General features: G+C 61.7%; 19 protein-coding genes and 1 pseudogene. 11 read left to right on the top strand and 9 right to left on the bottom strand.

Annotated features, from left to right (window positions below):
- Positions 1-295: 295 nt before the first annotated feature.
- The 7 genes from ABGX75_RS07055 (at position 296) to ABGX75_RS07085 (ending at position 6,087) form a co-directional block, all read left to right on the top strand.
- Positions 296-1,066 (top strand): FadR/GntR family transcriptional regulator, encoded by a 771-nt coding sequence (locus tag ABGX75_RS07055; protein ID WP_011506057.1) that lies wholly within the window; start codon positions 296-298, stop codon positions 1,064-1,066.
- A 7-nt stretch (positions 1,067-1,073) separates the two neighbouring features.
- The gene (locus tag ABGX75_RS07060) at positions 1,074-2,060 is read left to right on the top strand and encodes a TRAP transporter substrate-binding protein (protein ID WP_011506058.1); all 987 of its coding nucleotides are present in this window, start codon (positions 1,074-1,076) and stop codon (positions 2,058-2,060) included.
- A 65-nt stretch (positions 2,061-2,125) separates the two neighbouring features.
- Positions 2,126-2,593, top strand: coding sequence for a TRAP transporter small permease (locus ABGX75_RS07065; RefSeq protein WP_347410656.1), 468 nt, complete (start codon positions 2,126-2,128; stop codon positions 2,591-2,593).
- A 9-nt stretch (positions 2,594-2,602) separates the two neighbouring features.
- Positions 2,603-3,877, top strand: a complete 1,275-nt coding sequence (locus ABGX75_RS07070; protein WP_011506060.1) for a TRAP transporter large permease — start codon at positions 2,603-2,605, stop codon at positions 3,875-3,877.
- 20 nt (positions 3,878-3,897) lie between these two features.
- On the top strand, positions 3,898-4,344 hold the full coding sequence (gene rpiB, locus ABGX75_RS07075; protein ID WP_347410657.1) for a ribose 5-phosphate isomerase B: 447 nt from the start codon (positions 3,898-3,900) through the stop codon (positions 4,342-4,344).
- 179 nt (positions 4,345-4,523) lie between these two features.
- Positions 4,524-5,000: an NYN domain-containing protein gene (locus tag ABGX75_RS07080; RefSeq protein WP_035414661.1), complete on the top strand. Its 477-nt coding sequence runs from the start codon at positions 4,524-4,526 to the stop codon at positions 4,998-5,000.
- Positions 5,001-5,082: 82 nt separating this feature from the next.
- On the top strand, positions 5,083-6,087 hold the full coding sequence (locus ABGX75_RS07085) for a virulence protein RhuM/Fic/DOC family protein (protein WP_347410658.1): 1,005 nt from the start codon (positions 5,083-5,085) through the stop codon (positions 6,085-6,087).
- Between the two features lie 160 nt (positions 6,088-6,247).
- Here ABGX75_RS07085 and ABGX75_RS07090 read toward each other — a convergent pair whose 3' ends face one another.
- Together ABGX75_RS07090 and ABGX75_RS07095 are read right to left on the bottom strand one after the other, a co-directional pair.
- Positions 6,248-6,640, bottom strand: a complete 393-nt coding sequence (locus ABGX75_RS07090; RefSeq protein ID WP_133695318.1) for a hypothetical protein — start codon at positions 6,638-6,640, stop codon at positions 6,248-6,250.
- The gene (locus tag ABGX75_RS07095) at positions 6,637-8,022 is read right to left on the bottom strand and encodes a PAAR domain-containing protein (protein ID WP_347410659.1); all 1,386 of its coding nucleotides are present in this window, start codon (positions 8,020-8,022) and stop codon (positions 6,637-6,639) included. The genes ABGX75_RS07090 and ABGX75_RS07095 overlap by 4 nt, the downstream gene beginning before the upstream one ends.
- Before the next feature lie 101 nt (positions 8,023-8,123).
- Between ABGX75_RS07095 and ABGX75_RS07100 the strand changes: the two are divergent.
- Positions 8,124-8,243, top strand: a pseudogene (locus ABGX75_RS07100) (NYN domain-containing protein); the annotation flags it as partial.
- Between the two features lie 322 nt (positions 8,244-8,565).
- Complete coding sequence (locus ABGX75_RS07105) at positions 8,566-9,090, top strand: DNA-binding protein (RefSeq protein ID WP_347410660.1); 525 nt, start codon at positions 8,566-8,568, stop codon at positions 9,088-9,090.
- A gap of 274 nt (positions 9,091-9,364) precedes the next feature.
- Here the strand turns inward: ABGX75_RS07105 and ABGX75_RS07110 are convergent, their stop codons facing one another.
- Entirely contained in the window at positions 9,365-9,739 is a 375-nt protein-coding gene (locus ABGX75_RS07110) for a GFA family protein (protein ID WP_347410661.1), read from the bottom strand.
- A gap of 129 nt (positions 9,740-9,868) precedes the next feature.
- Entirely contained in the window at positions 9,869-10,234 is a 366-nt protein-coding gene (locus tag ABGX75_RS07115; protein WP_035414670.1) for a helix-turn-helix domain-containing protein, read from the bottom strand.
- A 93-nt stretch (positions 10,235-10,327) separates the two neighbouring features.
- Here ABGX75_RS07115 and ABGX75_RS07120 point away from each other — a divergent pair, with 93 nt between their 5' ends.
- Positions 10,328-10,654 carry a nuclear transport factor 2 family protein gene (locus ABGX75_RS07120; protein WP_011506066.1) on the top strand — a complete coding sequence of 109 codons (327 nt, stop codon included), beginning with the start codon at positions 10,328-10,330 and terminating at the stop codon, positions 10,652-10,654.
- Between the two features lie 126 nt (positions 10,655-10,780).
- Here ABGX75_RS07120 and ABGX75_RS07125 read toward each other — a convergent pair whose 3' ends face one another.
- The 4 genes from ABGX75_RS07125 to ABGX75_RS07140 form a co-directional block, all read right to left on the bottom strand.
- Positions 10,781-11,614 (bottom strand): alpha/beta hydrolase, encoded by an 834-nt coding sequence (locus ABGX75_RS07125; RefSeq protein WP_347410787.1) that lies wholly within the window; start codon positions 11,612-11,614, stop codon positions 10,781-10,783.
- 318 nt (positions 11,615-11,932) lie between these two features.
- Positions 11,933-13,165 (bottom strand): nucleoside permease, encoded by a 1,233-nt coding sequence (locus ABGX75_RS07130; RefSeq protein ID WP_347410662.1) that lies wholly within the window; start codon positions 13,163-13,165, stop codon positions 11,933-11,935.
- Positions 13,166-13,194: 29 nt separating this feature from the next.
- The gene (locus tag ABGX75_RS07135) at positions 13,195-14,274 is read right to left on the bottom strand and encodes a sugar phosphate isomerase/epimerase family protein (protein ID WP_347410663.1); all 1,080 of its coding nucleotides are present in this window, start codon (positions 14,272-14,274) and stop codon (positions 13,195-13,197) included.
- Positions 14,271-15,461, bottom strand: a complete 1,191-nt coding sequence (locus tag ABGX75_RS07140; RefSeq protein WP_347410664.1) for a Gfo/Idh/MocA family oxidoreductase — start codon at positions 15,459-15,461, stop codon at positions 14,271-14,273. The genes ABGX75_RS07135 and ABGX75_RS07140 overlap by 4 nt, the downstream gene beginning before the upstream one ends.
- A gap of 221 nt (positions 15,462-15,682) precedes the next feature.
- On the opposite strand from ABGX75_RS07140, the gene ABGX75_RS07145 reads away from it, so the two are divergent.
- Positions 15,683-16,681 (top strand): LacI family DNA-binding transcriptional regulator, encoded by a 999-nt coding sequence (locus ABGX75_RS07145; protein WP_347410665.1) that lies wholly within the window; start codon positions 15,683-15,685, stop codon positions 16,679-16,681.
- A gap of 232 nt (positions 16,682-16,913) precedes the next feature.
- Here the strand turns inward: ABGX75_RS07145 and ABGX75_RS07150 are convergent, their stop codons facing one another.
- Positions 16,914-17,921: an NAD(P)-dependent oxidoreductase gene (locus ABGX75_RS07150; protein WP_347410666.1), complete on the bottom strand. Its 1,008-nt coding sequence runs from the start codon at positions 17,919-17,921 to the stop codon at positions 16,914-16,916.
- Positions 17,922-17,923: the final 2 nt, after the last annotated feature.

Genomic DNA, 17,923 nt, shown 5'->3' on the forward strand with positions numbered 1-17,923 from the left:
TTTTTGTTGGGTCGAGATCCATGCGCTGCGCCGTACGGGCGGTGGCCCCTCGGGCCGGGATAGGCCATGGCCGCGCGCCATTCGCCGAATGGGCTGGCATGTGCTTTAAGTGGTAAGACCAGTTGTTGAGTACGAAAGTTTAATTGTTGACCACACGGAACCGCCATAGGGTTGATTGCAAGAGGGCTTGATGGCGCTTCCCCGCCAATGTCGAGCTTCGAAGCTTCGCTGATGCTTCAGTTAGAACAACGATGGCGTGTCATTGGTGCCAAGAGGTAAGACCAGAGGAGGATGCATGGCTGAGGAGACGACCCGAGGGAAGGGCGAGGAACTGCGCGGCGCCGAGAAGGTGTTCGGGTATTTCCGCGATCAGGTCCTTTCGGGGGCGCTGAGTCCCGGGGATCGCCTGCCCAGCGAGCGTGAACTGTCGTTGACCCTGGGAGTGGGGCGACCGTTGCTGCGTGAGGTCATGCGGTCGCTCAACATGCTGGGCGTGCTCGACATCCGCCATGGCAAGGGGGCTTTCATCGCCCGCGCCAACTTCGGAATGCTGTCGGATTTCTTCACCTTTTATCTGGCCCAGGAGCAGAGCGCGCTCGATGACGTCATGCAGGCCCGTATCGCCATCGAGTGTCAGGCTATCCGCCTCGCCTGCGAGAGAGCCACGGATGCCGACATTTCCCGCATCGAGACCTGCTTCACGCAGTTGACGGAGACCGTGGACGACCCGGAGCTGGGCGGTCGCTCGGATTATGAGTTCCACATCGCCATCGTGGAGGCGAGCCACAGCCAGACGTTGATCACCCTCTACCACGCCATCTCCAACATGCTGCTGAAAAGTCACGTCGAGCGGCGAAGAACGACGGCGAACGCACCCGAGATCATCGAGAGCCACATCGACTCCCACCGCCAGGTGTTCTTGGCAATCGTCGAGGGCGATGGCGACCTGGCCCACCAGAGGCTCCGCGAACACTTCGCGATCGGCGACGAACTGCGCCGGCGAAGCATCATTGCTGCCCATACCAAGGGCAGCGCCAGCACGTACTCAACCGACAAATATAAGTGAGGCACGCATGTTCACGAGAATCGGAATGGGAGTGGCCACGGCGGCATTGGCGCTGGGCCTGACCACTACGGCATCCGCTGAAACCCTGCGCTACGCCCACGTAGGGGCGGAAGGCGACCTTCAAACCCGCTACGCGGCCGAAGCCGCCAAAGAGATCAACGAGGCGACCGACGGCAACATCTCGGTTCAGGTCTTTCCCGCCAGCCAGTTAGGTGGCGTGGCCGAAATGGTGGATGGGGTACGCATGGGGTCCATCGGCATGGGCCATCATGACTTTGCCTCGCTGGCTCGGATCGTGCCGGAGGCGGCTGTCTTCAATGCCCCCTACGTCTATCGCGATGCCGAACATGCCCTGAACGCGACAGCGCCGGAGTCGCCGGCAGTGCAGAAGATCAATCAGCAACTGATCGAAGAGGGTGGTGTTCGCATCATCGGCAGGATCTATCGGGGCAAGCGCCATATCTCTTCCAACTTCGCGGTCAAGACGCCGGAAGATCTCGACAACAAACCCTTCCGGGCCGTGCCGCTGGATCTCTGGGTCTCCATGGTCAAGGGCTTTGGCGCCACGCCGACACCCGTCGCGGTCTCGGAGCTGCCCACGGCACTGATGACCGGGCTGGTGGTCGGCCAGGAAAACCCGCTGACCATGATCAACGCCAACCAGCTGTACGAAGTCCAGTCGCATGTCTCGCTCACCGGCCACATGGATTCCGTGTTGGCGGTCTTCGTGAACGAGCAGGCGTGGCAGTCGCTGGATGAGTCGGATCGCAGCGCCATCAAGAAGGTGCTCGACGAGAAGGCAGAGCAGTCGCTGCAGTGGGCAGAAAGCTCGGAAGACGAGTTGGTGCAGACACTGACGGACAAGGGCATGACGGTGCTGGACGAGGACGACGGGCTGGACGTGGAAGCCTTCCGCGAGCAGGTGCGGGCCCAGGTCGACCAGGACTTTCCGAACTTCAAGCCCTACATCGACATGATCTCGAAGGTCGAGTGAGTTAGCGCCAGGAGCCCCGGCATGGGGCTCCTTGGCGAATGGTTCGTCAGTAAAGGAGTGTCGGCATGTATCTAGTCAGGCGGCTGCTGGAAGGATTGTGTGCCTTGCTGCTGGCGGGGATCGTGCTGGTTCCGCTGGCGCAAGTCATCCTGCGGCAAGTCTTCACCAGCCCGATGGTCGGGGCGGAGGAGTTCACCCGCTTCTTGCTGGTCTGTCTGGTCTTCATGGCTTATCCGTTGGTGGTCGACAACGGCGAGAACATCGTCATGGCCGAGCTTCGCGAGTCGTTGCCGACATGGCTGCGCGGGCCCGTGAAGGTGGTGATTCTATTGTGCACGATCGCGGCCAGTGCCTTCATCGCCTACGCCACGGTCATCACCATGCAAGCGAACCTCGGCAATACCACGCCGACCCTCAAGATTCCGTTCTGGCTGTTTTTGGGATCGACATTGCTCGGGTTCAGTGCCGCATGCCTGTTGCATATCGTCCATGGCACCAAGCCACCCGCCGCTGACGTCGGACCCAACCAATAAGGGGTAATCATGGGCATTGCCTTGATCATCGGCTTCCTGGCCCTGTTCATTCTGGGGTTCCCGGTCGTTTATTCCATTCTGATTCCCTCCATTGGCTATGTGCTGATCGAGGGCTTTCCCAGTGGTCTGCTGGCTCAGCGCATCACCTATGCACTCGACAGCTTTCCTCTGGTGGCCGTGCCGATCTTCATATTCGTGGGCAACATCATGAATCTGGCGGGCGTGACCGAGCGCATCTTTCGTTTCGCCGATACGCTGGTGGGCCGGGTGCCGGGCGGGCTGGCACAGGTCAACATCTTCTCCAGCCTGATCTTTTCGGGGATGTCCGGCGCGGCACTGGCCGATGTCGGCGGGCTGGGCAAGATCGAAATCGAGGCCATGCGCAAGCGCGGCTTTGCGGCGCCTTTCTCCGCTGCCGTCACGGCCTCGTCGGCGGTCGTGGGGCCGATCTTTCCGCCGAGCATTCCCCTGATCGTCTATGGCTCGGTGACCAGTGTCTCCATCGTGCAGTTGTTGATCGCAGGCATCGTGCCGGCACTGATCTGCATCGCCTTGCTGATGGCGACGGCAGCCGTGCTGGCGCTGCGTGGCAACATGCCCCGTGCGGAACGCCGTCCCACCTTGGGGGAGGTCTTGTCGGCACTGCTGCCGGCGCTACCGGCGCTGCTGGCACCGGTCCTGATGATCGCGGGGATGATGAGCGGCCTGTTCACCCCGACCGAAGCGGCGGCGGTCACGGCCGGTTATGTGCTGCTGGTCAGCGGGGTGGTGTACCGGGAACTGACCTGGGCGCACTTGTGGAATGCCATGCTGGTCACGCTTCGCAGTACCAGTGCCATCTTGATCATCGTCGCCGCCGCCTCGTTGTTTGGGTGGATTCTGGCTGTCGAGCAGATTCCCCAGGAATTTGCCGGCTGGATCCTGCAGGTCTCGAAGGATCCGCTGGTACTGCTGTTGATCGCCAACCTGATCTTCTTTGCGGTGGGCATGTTCCTCGATTCCACCACTGCCACGCTGCTGGTGGTGCCGGTGATTGCACCGCCCATGGTGCTGGCCGGCGTCGACCCCGTGCACCTGGGCATCGTGGCGATCTTCAATCTGATGATCGGCCTGCTGACGCCGCCCATGGGGCTGTCGTTGTACCTGATTTCGTCGATTGCCAGAATATCGCTGCGCCAACTGCTGTGGGCGCTGATTCCCTTCTATGTGCCGCTGCTGACGACGCTGGCCATTATTACGTTTGCCTCGGACCTGGTGCTCTGGTTGCCCGGCATGCTTCGCTAAACAAAACCTGGAGTGGATATATGAAGATCGTCATAGGCTCGGATCATGCGGGCTACAGGCTCAAGGCCTCGGTGGTGGAATACGTGGAATCGCTCGGCCATGAAGTGATCGACGTGGGGTCGCACGATGACACCCCGGTGGATTTCCCCGATATTGCGAAGCAGATGGCCGGCAAGGTGACGAGTGGCGAGGCGGCCCGGGGCTTGATGGTCTGCGGTACCGGCGTGGGCGCCTCCATTGCCGCCAACAAGATTCGCGGCATTCGCGCCGCGGTGTGCCATGACATCCATTCGGCGCATCAGTGCGTTGAGCACGATGACGTCAACGTGATGTGCATCGGCGCGCAGATTGTCGGCCCCTGGCTGGCCAACGACCTGATCAAGGCCTATCTCGAAGCCGAGTTTTCCACCAGCGAAGAATTCCGCCGGCGCGTGGAAAAGCTGCATGCCATGGAGAACGGAGGCTAGCACCGCAATCGAGAAGTTACCCAGGCCGCCGAGCGCCGGTCAGCGCTGGCGGCCATGAAATCCAACCAACCATCCAGCCCCTGCCCTGAAGCCGAGCTCGGTTATCACGTATCATGCAGTCAAGCCAACGCTCGCCTTTCGGGGCTGGCGCCTCACCGCCTGCCGGGGATCTCCTTGCCATGACACGCGTCGCCATCTTCGTGGATACCCAGAACGTCTACTACACCGTGCGCGAAGCCTACGGCAAACACTTCGATTACCGCCGGTTCTGGGCGAGGGTCACGGCGAACCGGGAGGTACTGGCCGCGCGCTGTTATGCCACCGACAAGGGCGACGCGAAGCAACGCGAGTTCCAGAATATTCTCCGCTCGATCGGCTTCGAGGTCAGGCTCAAGCCGTTCATCCAGCGCGCGGATGGCTCCGCCAAGGGCGATTGGGACGTGGGCATCACGCTGGATGCCATCGAGTACGCGGCACAGGCGGATGTGGTGGTGCTGGTCTCCGGCGATGGCGACTTCGACCTGCTGGCGGAGAAGATCCGCGAGGTGCATGGCAAGCGCGTCGAGGTCTACGGCGTGCCCAAGCTCACCGCCAATTCCCTTATCAACGCCGCGAGCCAGTTCATCCCCATCGAGGGCGAGCTGCTGCTGGGGTGAGGCGCTGATGCTGAGTTGCCGGATTCGTCGGAAAGGGCGTGCTATGGTCGGTTCATCTTGAACTCACTCGAACAAGCCCGACATGAGCGAACAACCGCAGATCCTGATCTACGAGGATGCCGATAAGGCGGTCGACGTGCGTCTGGACGAAGGCCGCGAGACCGTATGGCTGACGCAGCGGCAGATGGCCGAGCTCTTTGATAAAGACGTTCGTACGGTTAATGAGCACGTGCTGAACGTTTACAAGGAAGGCGAGTTGGAGAGAGAGCCAACTATCCGGAAATTCCGGATAGTTCGCCAAGAGGGCTCGCGACAGGTCATGCGAGCCATCGAGCACTACAACCTGGATGTGATCATTTCCGTTGGCTATCGCGTCAAGTCTCAAGCAGGCACTCGCTTTCGCCAATGGGCAACGCGCGTCCTTCGTGAGCATCTCATCCAAGGCTGGACGCTGCATCAACAGCGCTTCGAGGCGAATGCCCAGGAGTTGGAGGCGGCGATGGCGCTGGTGCGCAAAGCGGCGCACAGCCCGGCGCTGAATATGCCGGGCAGTCGTGGGCTGGTGGATATCGTCGCGCGTTATGCGCAGACGTTTCTGCTGCTGCAGCGCTATGACGAAGGGCTATTAAGCGATCCCGACGTGCAGGCGGGCGGTCAGCTGCCTTCGTTGGAAACGGCGAGAGCGGCGCTGGACGAGTTGAAAGCCGAATTGATAGGACGGGGAGAGGCCACCGACCTGTTTGCGCGGGATCGAAGCGATGGGCTGGCCTCATTGCTGGGCAATCTCGATCAGTCCGTCTTCGGCGAGGCGGCCTATCCGAGTATCGAGTCGAAAGCTGCGCACCTGCTCTATTTCGTGATCAAGAATCACCCGTTCGCCGATGGCAACAAGCGCAGTGCGGCGTTTCTGTTCGTCGACTTTCTGCACCGTAATGATCGCTTGCTGTCACCGACGGGGGAGCCCGTGATCAACGATGCCGGTTTGGCCGCGTTGACGCTGCTGGTCGCGGAGTCCGACCCCGCCAACAAGGAGACGATGATCCGGCTGATCATGAACATGCTCGCCGACGATGCAGCATCCTCTTGAATTTAGGAGCGACAAAGATCCAAGGTATCGATTCGTTCATTACGCATCCTTCTCTTTATCGCCACCAGGAATCACTTCGAAGAGAATTCTTCGGTATGGGGGCTACCTTCCCGGTCTTGTTTCTATGGGACAGGGGTACCGCTATGATAAAGAATGATGACTATCGCATCAGCGAGATGAGCCCCGCCCAGACCCCAGATAGCATGACTAGCGGCATATAGCCGGCAAACACCCATACACAGAGACGAACGAGCCATCTTGGCGCTTCTTCGACAGCACGTGATCGATCCTCTCGACCTTCAAATACGTTGCGGCGATACCATCCAACATTGCGCAGCGCGATGATCCGGCCATAGGTACTGAGTCGATGGAACGATAGAGGAAGCCCTTTGAAAAGGCTCTCATTCTCCGGCAGCAATACGCTGAGAGCATCGTCGGCTCGATGAATGATCATCGGTGCCAGAATCACCCCGATGATGATGAGAACAAATCCAAGAGCGAGAAATGTCGCTCCACTGAAAACGAAAATGATCCAAAGTATCGAACCGTTCACTCTGAGCCCTTCTCTTCTCCGCCGTATGTCACCTCATAGATCACCTCGCCAAAGGTAGTTCCGGCACGATTCCCAACTTCGACGCCGGCAAACCCACCTGCACCCATAGAAACGATACTGCAAGTGAGCACACCAGCAGGATTACCGATGCCAAGACAAACGAGTCGACTGGCGACCTTGCCACCCCCAGCACCAATAAACGAAAAACCTGTTCGACCAGCTAAGGCGGAGTAGCCGACGATCTGCGCCTTTCGGCACTGTTTGGTCGTTGAGTAAGCCGTGCAGGAGGATTTGACCTTGAGTTGCGTGGCGGTCACATCCAGCGCGATGCCGAGATACGTTGCCGCGTCGAGCGTTTTGGCGATAGAGCTGGCTTTTCTGATGCCATCCATGACGGTTGGCACATTGAATGTTGGGAAACCCTCGAACGCCTGCGATGCCCGATGAACGAGCTTATTGGTTTTCACACCCAGCTTGAGCTTGAGAGCCTGTGCCGTTTCCGAAAGCTCAAACGCGCCCGCCATGAAGGATTGCGCCTCCCCTTGTATCTTCGACAGCAGCTTCTCGCCATTCGCCTTCACGTATTCCTGTCCTTGATCCCAGGCGTTGGCCAGGTCGTCGACGGCGTCAGCCGCTTGTGCCTTGAGCGGTTCCAGCGCTGTTGCAGTGACGCCCATCTCGGTCGAGGCATCACTCAGTGATTCGGATAGCTCGAGCATCGCATCCCAGTTCGTCATCATGATGTCGGCTTGAGAAGGTTTTAACTGCTGGACTGAGGCCTGAATCATCCGCGCCTGGTCCTGCAATTGCTGTTCTTCGGCCATGCACATCTGATTGTCAGGATCGCTCAGCACAACCATGGACCCCGGCAGGACGTAATCGGGCAAGTGGCTGTTCAGCCGGTAGAACATCGCATCTACGTCAGGTGACGGGGAGGGCAGCAACTGCTGCTTGATTTGATCACGATAGCCCGCCTTGCGCACGATATGGAACCCAGGCTCGAGACCATCTTTCTCTTCGTCACGATGCCTGGCGGCAGCAGCGGCTGCTGGATCTCGATGGGTGGCCGGCGTTGCCTTTGGTGCCGACGCAGCGTCCTCGCTGCCCAGTATGTGATAGCCCCGCGCCATCGACATCAGGCGAGCGCCACAGGCCGTTCGGCATCCATCAAACGCTACGGCTTTGCCGTTGATTCGGATCGTTGGATGTCCCTCGACGATAGTCGTCACGCCGTTATGGCCGTCCTGTGGGCACGTCACCTTGTCGCCAACACAGGCCACGGCGACTCCATCAACGATGTAATTCTGCTGCCCAGTGATGACCTTGCCGCCATGGCTCGTCGGATCACCCACCCGAATCATACCGTCGCCGGGTTTGAACATGCGGACCTCGCTTCAATATTGGTAGATATGGTCTAGGGTCAACTTGAAGAGATCAAGCATAAGTATGTAATGAATAGTTTATATAGAATGGCGCTTGATGAAAGTGCGCGGATGTTTCCGCCAAGGGCGACTGGGACGTGGGCATCACGCTGGGTGCCATCGAGTACGTGGCGCAAGCTGATGTGGTGGTGCTGGTCTCCGGAGATGGTGACTTCGATTTGCCGGGGTTAGGCGACGGTGCGGCGCCGCCTTTGAGCCTCCCCGGTCATTCTTATCCGCTACTCCTGAATGGTGCTCATGCTGGCGATACACAGGAGATTCATGGTTGTCAGTTGACAACCATGAATGCCAATCCCATACTGGAGACTAGGAATGACGCGTCCATCACATCCGAAGAAAGAGGTCGAAGCCGCGATCAGACATGCGGAAGAGGAAGGCTGGCGAGTCGAGGTAGGCGGTGGTCATGCCTGGGCACTGCGCAGGGTGGTGGACAAATGCGCTACTCATAAGCGCCGAAGCGAGTCGGAATCGGAGGATTGAACCATGGAATACATGTTTACGCTGAAGTACCAGTTGGCTGGCCATGACAGCGATCTGGATGCGCTGGTGGAGCGCCTGGGCACCGCCGGTTGTGATGATGCCCTGGTGGGCGTGGGGCAGCCGGGACGTCTGGCGCTGGAGTTCTCACGCGAGGCGGATAGTGCCGAAGAAGCAGTTCGCACCGCTCTGGCTGATGTCAAAAACGCGATTTCTTCCGCGCGCCTGATCGAGGTCTCGCCGGATCTGGTTGGCTTGACGGATGTGGCGGACATCTTGGGTGTGTCCCGGCAGGCGATGCGAAAGCTCATGCTTACTCACCGGACGACATTCCCCATGCCGGTTCATGAAGGTAGCGCCTCGATCTGGCATCTCGCCGAGGTACTCGACTGGCTCAAGGCACGCGGTGACCACCGAATTGACGCTGGCGTGCTGGAAACGGCGAAAGTGGCGTTGGACGTGAATATCACCAAGGAGACGATCCGTCATCCGGTGCGCGGCCATGAGGATATGGAACTGCTGACCGCATAGCCAACAGCTCAATCGTGGCGGCAGCGGACCGGAGGGTGATACGGCACTTGCCACTCACCGATGCGCCCAGCCGAGATGCGCGAATGGCCGCAGTTTAAAACTCGAGGATTATGCTCACTTTAAGTGGTCAAATTTCGCAGTTTGCAAACTAGTGGTGGCAACTGGGTACAGTTTGGACATTGTCTTTGAAAAGAGTTCCGTCGCAGCGTTGCAGGCCCTGATAGGGTGGCAAACTTAAAGAAAGTGCCGGAAGGAATGCATTGCTCAATTGATCTTACCCCTCACGATCCTGATCATATCGCTCCGCGAGCGGAAACGGCGGCAGCCAGTGTTCACGCCGAATGGTCCATAGCTCATAGGTCGGCATGAATCGATCGGGGGCATCGAGCGTCCCCAGGTGGACTTCGACCTCGCCATCGCTCATCGAGAAGACCGACGAGCCGCAGGTGGGACAAAAGTAGCGCCCCTGGTACTCGTGCGGCTCGCCTTCGATGGTCACCGCTTCCGGTAGGTAGTCGGCGGCGGCATAGAAGAGCGCGCCGTGATGCTTGCGGCAGTCCATGCAGTGGCAGATGCCGACCCGAAGTGGCTCGCCATGCGCCGTGACTCGGATTTTGCCGCACAGACAGCCGCCAGTTGATGATTTCATGGTCGATTATCCTGATGAATCGGAAACGTTGTCGCCTCTCGGCCCCTGCTCGAATCACCGATGCACCCGTCCAGGCGTTCGAACGCACCCTCGCGCCATCCTCGCGGCACAGGGACTGGCCGATAGGCGTTAGTCAGCCGTCTCCTGATCTGGCGCCTCCCGTGGTTGCAGCGCTTCTTTCTGCTCCGCCCATTTCAGCAGGGCATCCAATGCCGGGCACAGGGCCTGACCCCATTCGGTCAGGCGGTATTCCACCTTGGGCGGTACCTGCGGGTAGACCTTGCGGGTCACGATGCCGTCCGCCTCCAGTTGGCGCAGTTGCTGGGCCAGCATCTTCTGGGAAATACCCGGGATCAGTTTTTCGAAGTCCGAGTAACGCTGTACCTTGCCGTCGAACAGGTGAAACAGGATGACCAGTTTCCAGCGGCCTTCCAGCAGTTTCAGCACGTCTTCGACGCCGACCGCCGCGGTCGAAGGGGTATAAACCTTTCTCATGAGTGCGTGACTTACTTTTTGGTGCGTTCTTGATGAAATGTAAGCCTAGGAAGAAGATGCCCATAGGGCAACTTTCCTGCGACGAGGACGACCATGACACTTTCCCTGTTTCCCGCCATTGCCACCTACTTCGAGGTCAGCAACGGGCAGGACGCCACCCGCCTGACCGACTGTTTCACGGCGGACGCTGCCGTGCTGGACGAAGGCCACATCCATCAGGGGCATGACGCCATCCAGGCCTGGATGGCCGGGACGAGAAAGGCCTTCGAGTACAGCGTGACACCCTCGGTGGTGACGCAAGAAGGGCACCGGGTGATCGTTGTCGCCGATGTCATCGGCAACTTCCCCGGTAGCCCGGTGCGACTCGAGCACCGCTTTCTGATGTCGGGTGACAGGATTCAATCCCTGGAAATTGGCTGATGGCGATGAGCCAGTGGGGCCACGTCGCCTTCGCCATACGCGACACGATTGGGTTGAAGTACCGCTACGCACGGGTGTCGAGGAGAGCGGGCTCGATGTCCCCGTCGAGCCCGCAAAAGCCACGTATCAGCGCGCCTGTATGAACGCGAGCAGGTCGGCGTTGATCCGTTCGGGGTGCGTGGCGAACATGCCATGCGACAGGTCGGGGTAGGTCTTCAGCGTGCCGTTGGGCAGGAGCTTGACCGCCTTGTGGGCCGAGGCCGCGATCGGAACGATCTGGTCGTCCTCTCCGTGCATCACCAGCACGGGAATCGTGATCGCCTGGAGATCGTCGGTGAAGTCGGTCTCCGAGAATGCCTCGATGGAGTCGTACTGGGCCTTGGCGCCGCCTTCCATGCCCTGTCGCCACCAGTTGTCGATCAGGCCCTGGCTGACCACGGCACCGTCGCGATTGAACCCGTAGAACGGGCCGGCGGGGATGTCCTTGAAGAACTGTGCGCGATTGGCTGTCAGGGCGCTGCGAAAGCCGTCGAACACCTCCTTGGGCGTGCCTTCCGGATTGGCGGATGTCTGCAGCATCAGCGGGGTCACCGCGCCTATCAAGACGGCCTTGGCGACGCGGCCTGATTCTGCCCGGGCGACGTAGCGCGCGACGACGCCGCCGCCGGTGGAATGGCCGATATGAATGGCGTCTTTCAGATCGAGTGCGTTCACCAGCTCTGCCGTGTCGGACGCGTAGGTGTCCATGTCGTTGCCCGTATCGGTCTGATCCGAGCGCCCGTGCCCTCGGCGGTCGAAGGCGATGACACGGTAGCCCTGCGATAGAAAGAACAGCATCTGACTATCCCAGTCGTCCGCCGAAAGCGGCCAGCCGTGGTGAAAGACAATGGGCTGGGCGTCTTTGGCTCCCCAGTCCTTGTAGAAAACGTTCGCACCGTCTCGAGTCGTAATGGTTGCCATCTCTTTACCTTCTGTTGGTAGAAGCCGGATACCGATTTTCCAGGGGCTGGCGACTCGACAGGCGATGCTCGATTCTCGCAGTGGTTTCACCATCCCCGCTTGAACAGCTCTTGTAGATTAGTCTCCAATGACATGAAGCGGTGTGTTCAGGAAGCGCTGTTCCTGCTGAAACGCAATGTTTTCGTCGACGACATGCGTTTCCTGTCCCGATCGCATTGCCATACGTCAGACGGCGGCTCCCGGGCGTGATCCTCGCGGAACATGTCGTGGTCCCGGTCGTGTCCGCCGGCATGGCGCCGGCGAACCGACCGCGGTTCTTCAGGTACGTTTCACCTCGGGCGCTTGCCTGGCGCGATCCTTGTCCTTGAAGGTCACCAGGAAGAGCAGCAGGACGGCGAGGGCGAAGCATGCGGGGAACAGCCAGATGCCTTGCCAGTCATGACCGCCCGCGGTGGCGTAGTGGTCGGTGACCAGGCCGGCGACCCAGAACCCGATCAGCATGCCGACCCCGTAGGTGGCCAGCGTGATCATGCCCTGGGCGGCACTCTGGAAGCGTTCGCCGGCGCGGGCATCCGTGTAGATCTGTCCCGAGACGAAGAAGAAGTCGTAGCACACGCCATGCAGGGCGATACCGATCAGCAGCAGGTAGACGCCTTCACCGGCATCGCCGACGGCGAAGAGGGCGTAACGCAAGGCCCAGGCCAGCATGCCGACGATCAGCGTGATCTTGATGCCGAAGCGGTGGATGAACACCGGCAGCAGCAGCATGAACAAGACTTCCGAGACCTGTCCCAGGGTCATCTTGCCGGTGGGGTTGGCCACGCCGATCTCCGCGAGGAAGGGATTGGCGTTCTGGTAGTAGAAGGCCAGCGGAATGCAGATCAGTACCGAGGCGACAAAGAAGATCGCGTAGTTGCGGTCATTGAGCAGTTTCAGGGCATCGAGTCCGAGGATCTCCTTCAGGCCGCCCTTGCGGTTGTTTGCCTTGGGGGGCGTGGCGGGCAGGCTGAAGCAGTAGAGGCCCAGTACTAGCGAGGCGATGGCACACATCAGGAAGGTATTGCGCAGCGCGCCGCCGGCGATGGCCTCGGCGCCGTCCCAGGAGAAGAGGTAGCTGATCGCCAGTCCGGCGAGGATCCAGCCGATGGTGCCCCAGACCCGGATCTTGGCGAATTCCTGCGAGGGATCGCGCATCTGGCGAAAGGAGACCGAGTTCACCAGCGCCAGGGTGGGCATGTAGAGGATCATGTAGACCAGCACCAACGGATAGAAGGTGGTGAAGTCCTGGGCGCGGTACAGACCGAACATCAGGGCGGCACCGGCCAGATGCAGCACGCCGAGGATGCGCTCGGCGTTGAAGTAGCGGTCGGCGATCAGGCCGATGATGAAGGGCGCGATGATCGCGCCCCATGACTGTGTCGAGAAGGCCATGCCGATCTGGCTTCCGCTGGCGTTCAGGTTCTGAGAGAGGAAGGTGCCCAGGGTGACGAACCAGCCGCCCCAGATGAAGAACTGCAGAAACATCATGATGCCGAGCCGTGTGCGTAGCATGGCGAACCCTCGTTATTGTGTGGTGGGTGTCAGTGCGTCTCGTCGAGCCCCAGCAGACGCCGGTTGCGCGCCGGGTCCGAGCCGGTGTCGGCGAAGTCGTCGAAGGCCTTGTCGGCCCGCTTGATCAGGTGGCTGGCAATGAAGGGCGCGCCCTCGGCGGCGCCCTGGGCGGCATCCTTGAGGCAGCATTCCCATTCGAGCACCGCCCAGCCGTCGTAGCCGTATTGGGTGAGGCGCGAGAAGATACCCTTGAAGTCGACCTGGCCATCGCCCAGCGAGCGGAAGCGACCGGGGCGGTCGACCCATCCCTGATAGCCGCCGTAGACCCCGCTGCGGGCGCTGGGCGTGAACTCCGCATCCTTGACGTGGAACATGCCGATCCGCTCGTGGTAGCGATCGATGAAGCCCAGGTAGTCGAGCTGCTGCAGCACCATGTGGCTGGGGTCGAAGAGGATCTTCGCCCGGGGGTGGTCGTCCACGGCGTCGAGGAAGCGCTCGAAGGTGGCGCCGTCGTGCAGGTCTTCCCCCGGGTGAATCTCGAAGCACAGGTCGACGCCCTGCTCGTCGAAGACATCCAGAATCGGCCGCCAGCGACGGGCCAGTTCGGCGAAGCCTTCCTCGATCAGCCCCGACGGCCGTTGCGGCCAGGGGTAGACGTAGGGCCACAGCAGGGCACCGGAGAAGGTGCCGTGTGCTGTCAGCCCCAGGCGACGGCTGGCGCGGGCGGCGAGCTTGAGTTGCGACTCGGCCCAGTGCCGGCGTGCGTCCGGCCGTCCATGCAGGTGCGCGGGGGCAAAGCCGTCGAAGAGTTCATCGAAGGCGGGGTGTACCGCCACCAGTTGGCCTTGCAGATGAGTGGAAAGCTCGCTGATCGCGACACCGGCCTCGGCGCAGCGTCCGGTCAGTTCGTCGCAGTAATCCTGGCTGTCGGCGGCGAGTTCGAGGTCGATCAAGCGTGGATCGACCGTCGGCATCTGGACGCCACGATAGCCGAGCGAGGCGGCCCAGCGGGTGATGGTGTCGAGATCGTCGAAAGGCGGGTGGTCGTCGAGGAACTGGGCGAGAAAGAGTCCCGGACCCTTGATGCCGTTGTCGTGAGTGCCTGTCATGTCGTTGCCTCCGCGTCGTGCCGCTGGGAAGTGTCCTCGAGGGGTGTCCACTTGGCGGTGCCGGCCTGGCTTTTCAGCAGGGCCTCGATGAAGGCCATGCCCCGCAGCCCCTCGTCCATGCCGGGAACGCCCTCGGCGGCGCCGCGATCGCCACGTCGGACGGCGTCGGCGAAGTCGCGGTAGAGGTTGGCCAGGGCCTCCAGGTAACCCTCGGGATGGCCGCCGGGCAGGCGCAGGCGCTGCAGGGCTTCCGGCGCCAGGCCGGGCTGGTCGATCCCCGCGCGCAGCACGCGCATGGGCTCATCGAGGCGCCGGTGGACCAGGGTGTTGGGCTCCATCTGCTGCCACTCCAGCGCGCCGCGATCGCCATACAGGCGGATCTTCAGGGCGTTCTCCTCGCCGGTGCAGACCTGGCTGGCCATCAGGGTGCCGCTGGCCCCTTCGGCGGTGCGGAACAGGGCGTCGCCGTCATCATCGAGACGCCGCTGTTCGCCATGGATGCCGAGGGCGGCGCAGAGCTCGGTGACCTGGTGTCCCGAGATGAACTCGGCGAGGCCGAAGGCGTGGGTGCCGATGTCGGCCATGCAGCCGCTGGCACCGGCGATGGCGGGGTCGGTGCGCCATCCCGCCTGCTTGTTTCCGGTGCCCTCGAGGTTGGTGCCGAGCCAGCCCTGGGGATATTCGACATGAATCTTGCGCAGCCGGCCGAGCTCGCCATCGCTGACCAGGCGGCGTGCCTGCCAGACCATGGGGTAACCGAGATAGGTGTGGGCGAGACCATAGAGGCTCTGACTCGCTTCGAGGGTGGCGGCGAGTCGGCGTGCTTCCGCCAGGGTGGTCGCCGCCGGCTTCTCGCAGAAGACATGGAAACCCGCCTCGATCGCCGCCTGGCTGATGGGCACGTGCAGGTGATTGGGCGTGACCACGACCAGCACGTCCATGCGCTGGTCGTCGGGTAGCCGGCGCTCGCCATCGATCAGTGACTGCCAGTCGGGGTAGAGGCGCTGTGCCGACAGGCCACAGGCTTCGCCGGTGCGGGCGTTGTTGCCGGGGTCGCGGCTGAAGCTGGCGCAGACCAGTTCGAGCTCGCCATCCAGAGCGGCGGCCAGGCGATGTACCCGGCCGATGAAGGCGCCTTCGCCACCCCCGATCATGCCCATTCGCACGCGTCGTTTTGCTGTTGTCATTCGTCCTCCACAGGGTTCGGCTGGACTGTCTCGACCGGTCTCATAGGTGAGTGTAACCGGTTACATTTCGCTGAAAGCTAGTCCGTGAACCGCACGGGTTCAATGAGACCTAGGTCGCAGGGAGGCGAACGGGAGTAGCGGTGAGTCAGGGTCGATGATGCAGTAGACTGGCCCGCATGATGGTGCCGAGATAGGCGACGAGGGGAGGTATACAGCCAGGCATGACCAATATTCGCAAGGTGGCCGAGCTGGCCGGGGTGTCGGTGGCGACGGTGTCGCGCGCCTTGAAGACCCCCGACGTCGTTTCGCCGGGCACGCGTGACAAAGTGTTGGCCGCCGTCGAGCAGGCCGACTATCGACCGAACCTCACGGCGGTGCAGTTCCGGTCGCAACGCACCCGTAACCTGGTGGTGCTGGTGCCGACCATCGCTAACACCTTCTTTTCCCGGGTGATTGGCGGCATCCAGGAAGCGGCGCAGCGGCGGGGGTACGGCATTCTGCTGTGCAATACACTCGGCGATGAACGTACCGAGCGGGCTTACGCCGGCCTGGTGTCGACCCGTCAGGCCGATGGTCTCATCCAGCTGCGTGCCTATGATCCCTTCACGGCCTCGGACGGCAAGGCGCGACCGCCGATGGTCAATGCCTGTGAGGTGCTCGACGAGGCACCGTGCCCCACCGTCAAGCTCGACAACCGAGCCGCCGCCCGGTCGGTGACCGAGCATCTGCTGGCACTGGGGCACCGCCGTATCGGCATGATCAAGGGGCCGCGCAACAGCCCCTTGACCCGGGATCGTCTGCTGGGCTTTCAGGATGCCCTGGCCGTCGCGGGCCTGGCGCCGGATGAAAGTCTCGTGTGTCCCGGTGACTTCACGCCATCCTCAGGGTACCGGGCGGCTGGCGATCTGCTGTCGCAAGCCGACCCACCCACGGCGATCTTCTGCGAAAACGATGAAATGGCCATGGGTGCCATGCGGCGCATCAAGGAAGCGGGGCTGCGGATACCCGAGGACATCTCGGTGGCGGGATTCGACGATATCGCCTTCGCTTCCTTCTGCGATCCTCCCTTGACGACCATCGCCCAGCCCGCCGAGGATTTCGGTCGCGAGGCCGTGGCCCTGTTGCTCGACATCATCGATGACCGGGGTGACGCAGCGGATGAGCATCGCATCATGCCCTTCGAGCTGGTGATACGCGAGAGCACCGGGCCGGCCGTTTGATCCCGGAGGCACGAGACGAGCCAGCTCGTCTCCATCGAGGGCGATCTGCTGTTGGGTTGAGGCATCGGTTCACCATATCCCACTGTGAGAATGTCCCTCGTGCGTGGCCTTCGCGAGTTGATCGGGGCGCCGAGCGTACCAAAGTGCACTTGGCACCGCCTGCATCACCGATGCACCCAGTCGCCTTGCTCATCAGCATGCACGACTTGGGCGGAGGGTGCATGTGCGCTGGTTAGCTCTCGTCGAGCTCCAGGATCCGCCCACCGGCCTGCGTGAAGCGCTCGAGGTAGACTGCGGGGTCCAGCAGTTGATACGGAAAATAGAGCCCCGCGCCAACTGCTGGTTTGCCATCGAGGCCAACGAGCCTCTCGAGAAGTAGCGCGACCCCGAGCCCTGTCAGCGGCATCTGCCCTTCGGGGTGAGTCACCGCGTGGCGTGAGCGTAGCGGCTGCGCTGCCTGATCCTCGCCCTCGAGTTCGATGATGATCTCGGTGGACATCGGCTCGCCACGGCGGCGGCTCGAGCTGACACCAATGGCCAGGTTGAATTCAACGTTGGGGGCACCGGTGACGGTGGCGAGGCCGAACACGTCGTGAGGCGATAGTCCGGTCGCTTCCAGCATTGCTCCATCGGCGGCGCGGAAACGGGTCTCGAGATCGTCGCCGCTGCGCCAGACCCAGGCGCCGTTGCGGCGCGCCTGGACGGCAGGAAGGGCCTGCGTCTGACGCTCCAGGTCGTCGAAGGAGGCCGGGCCGCCTTCGTCTTGCTCGTCCAGCAAGGCGCCGATGCGAATCGTGTCGATGCGACGGAATGTCTTGGCGAACTCGAGCGCGGGAATCGTCGTCGCTCCCACCAGCCATTCGGTACCCAGTATCACCGGTGCAGCCCTCGGTCGGTGCATATAGGCGGCGATGTCGGGGCCGATTTCGGTCATGGCGGGGGACACGCTGAGATAGGGTACGCCCCGGCGTTGCGCGAATTGAAGCGCCGCAGTGGTGGTGTCGGTGAAAAAGATCGCGATGGCGCTGACCGGGCGTGCGCCGAGGCCGAGGTCTTGCGCGTCGAGGTCCACCGCCACGCCTTCGGCGTTGCCGATACCGGCGGCCGCTTGCTGGGCTCTGGCGAGATCGCGTCCGCCGATCAGCAGGGGAAGTTCCGGATACGCTTCGCGCAGGAAGCGTGCCGCCTGTCGGCCGACGGTACCGGCGCCTCCAATGAGCAGGATGGGGTCGAGTGTCATGT

The organism is Chromohalobacter sp., assembly GCF_039830575.1.
Taxonomy (GTDB): Bacteria; Pseudomonadota; Gammaproteobacteria; order Pseudomonadales; family Halomonadaceae; genus Chromohalobacter; species Chromohalobacter israelensis.

Bases quoted from the DNA above. Each gene is read 5' to 3' on its own strand.
- ABGX75_RS07150 (WP_347410666.1), bottom strand. From the start codon at position 17,921: ATGACACTCGACCCCATCCTGCTCATTGGAGGCGCCGGTACCGTCGGC.
- ABGX75_RS07080 (WP_035414661.1), top strand. From the start codon at position 4,524: ATGACACGCGTCGCCATCTTCGTGGATACCCAGAACGTCTACTACACC.
- ABGX75_RS07085 (WP_347410658.1), top strand. From the start codon at position 5,083: ATGAGCGAACAACCGCAGATCCTGATCTACGAGGATGCCGATAAGGCG.
- ABGX75_RS07110 (WP_347410661.1), bottom strand. From the start codon at position 9,739: ATGAAATCATCAACTGGCGGCTGTCTGTGCGGCAAAATCCGAGTCACG.
- ABGX75_RS07140 (WP_347410664.1), bottom strand. From the start codon at position 15,461: ATGACAACAGCAAAACGACGCGTGCGAATGGGCATGATCGGGGGTGGC.
- ABGX75_RS07145 (WP_347410665.1), top strand. From the start codon at position 15,683: ATGACCAATATTCGCAAGGTGGCCGAGCTGGCCGGGGTGTCGGTGGCG.
- ABGX75_RS07105 (WP_347410660.1), top strand. From the start codon at position 8,566: ATGGAATACATGTTTACGCTGAAGTACCAGTTGGCTGGCCATGACAGC.
- ABGX75_RS07065 (WP_347410656.1), top strand. From the start codon at position 2,126: ATGTATCTAGTCAGGCGGCTGCTGGAAGGATTGTGTGCCTTGCTGCTG.
- ABGX75_RS07060 (WP_011506058.1), top strand. From the start codon at position 1,074: ATGTTCACGAGAATCGGAATGGGAGTGGCCACGGCGGCATTGGCGCTG.
- ABGX75_RS07125 (WP_347410787.1), bottom strand. From the start codon at position 11,614: ATGGCAACCATTACGACTCGAGACGGTGCGAACGTTTTCTACAAGGAC.
- ABGX75_RS07070 (WP_011506060.1), top strand. From the start codon at position 2,603: ATGGGCATTGCCTTGATCATCGGCTTCCTGGCCCTGTTCATTCTGGGG.
- ABGX75_RS07095 (WP_347410659.1), bottom strand. From the start codon at position 8,022: ATGTTCAAACCCGGCGACGGTATGATTCGGGTGGGTGATCCGACGAGC.
- ABGX75_RS07115 (WP_035414670.1), bottom strand. From the start codon at position 10,234: ATGAGAAAGGTTTATACCCCTTCGACCGCGGCGGTCGGCGTCGAAGAC.
- ABGX75_RS07135 (WP_347410663.1), bottom strand. From the start codon at position 14,274: ATGACAGGCACTCACGACAACGGCATCAAGGGTCCGGGACTCTTTCTC.
- ABGX75_RS07130 (WP_347410662.1), bottom strand. From the start codon at position 13,165: ATGCTACGCACACGGCTCGGCATCATGATGTTTCTGCAGTTCTTCATC.
- rpiB (WP_347410657.1), top strand. From the start codon at position 3,898: ATGAAGATCGTCATAGGCTCGGATCATGCGGGCTACAGGCTCAAGGCC.
- ABGX75_RS07120 (WP_011506066.1), top strand. From the start codon at position 10,328: ATGACACTTTCCCTGTTTCCCGCCATTGCCACCTACTTCGAGGTCAGC.
- ABGX75_RS07055 (WP_011506057.1), top strand. From the start codon at position 296: ATGGCTGAGGAGACGACCCGAGGGAAGGGCGAGGAACTGCGCGGCGCC.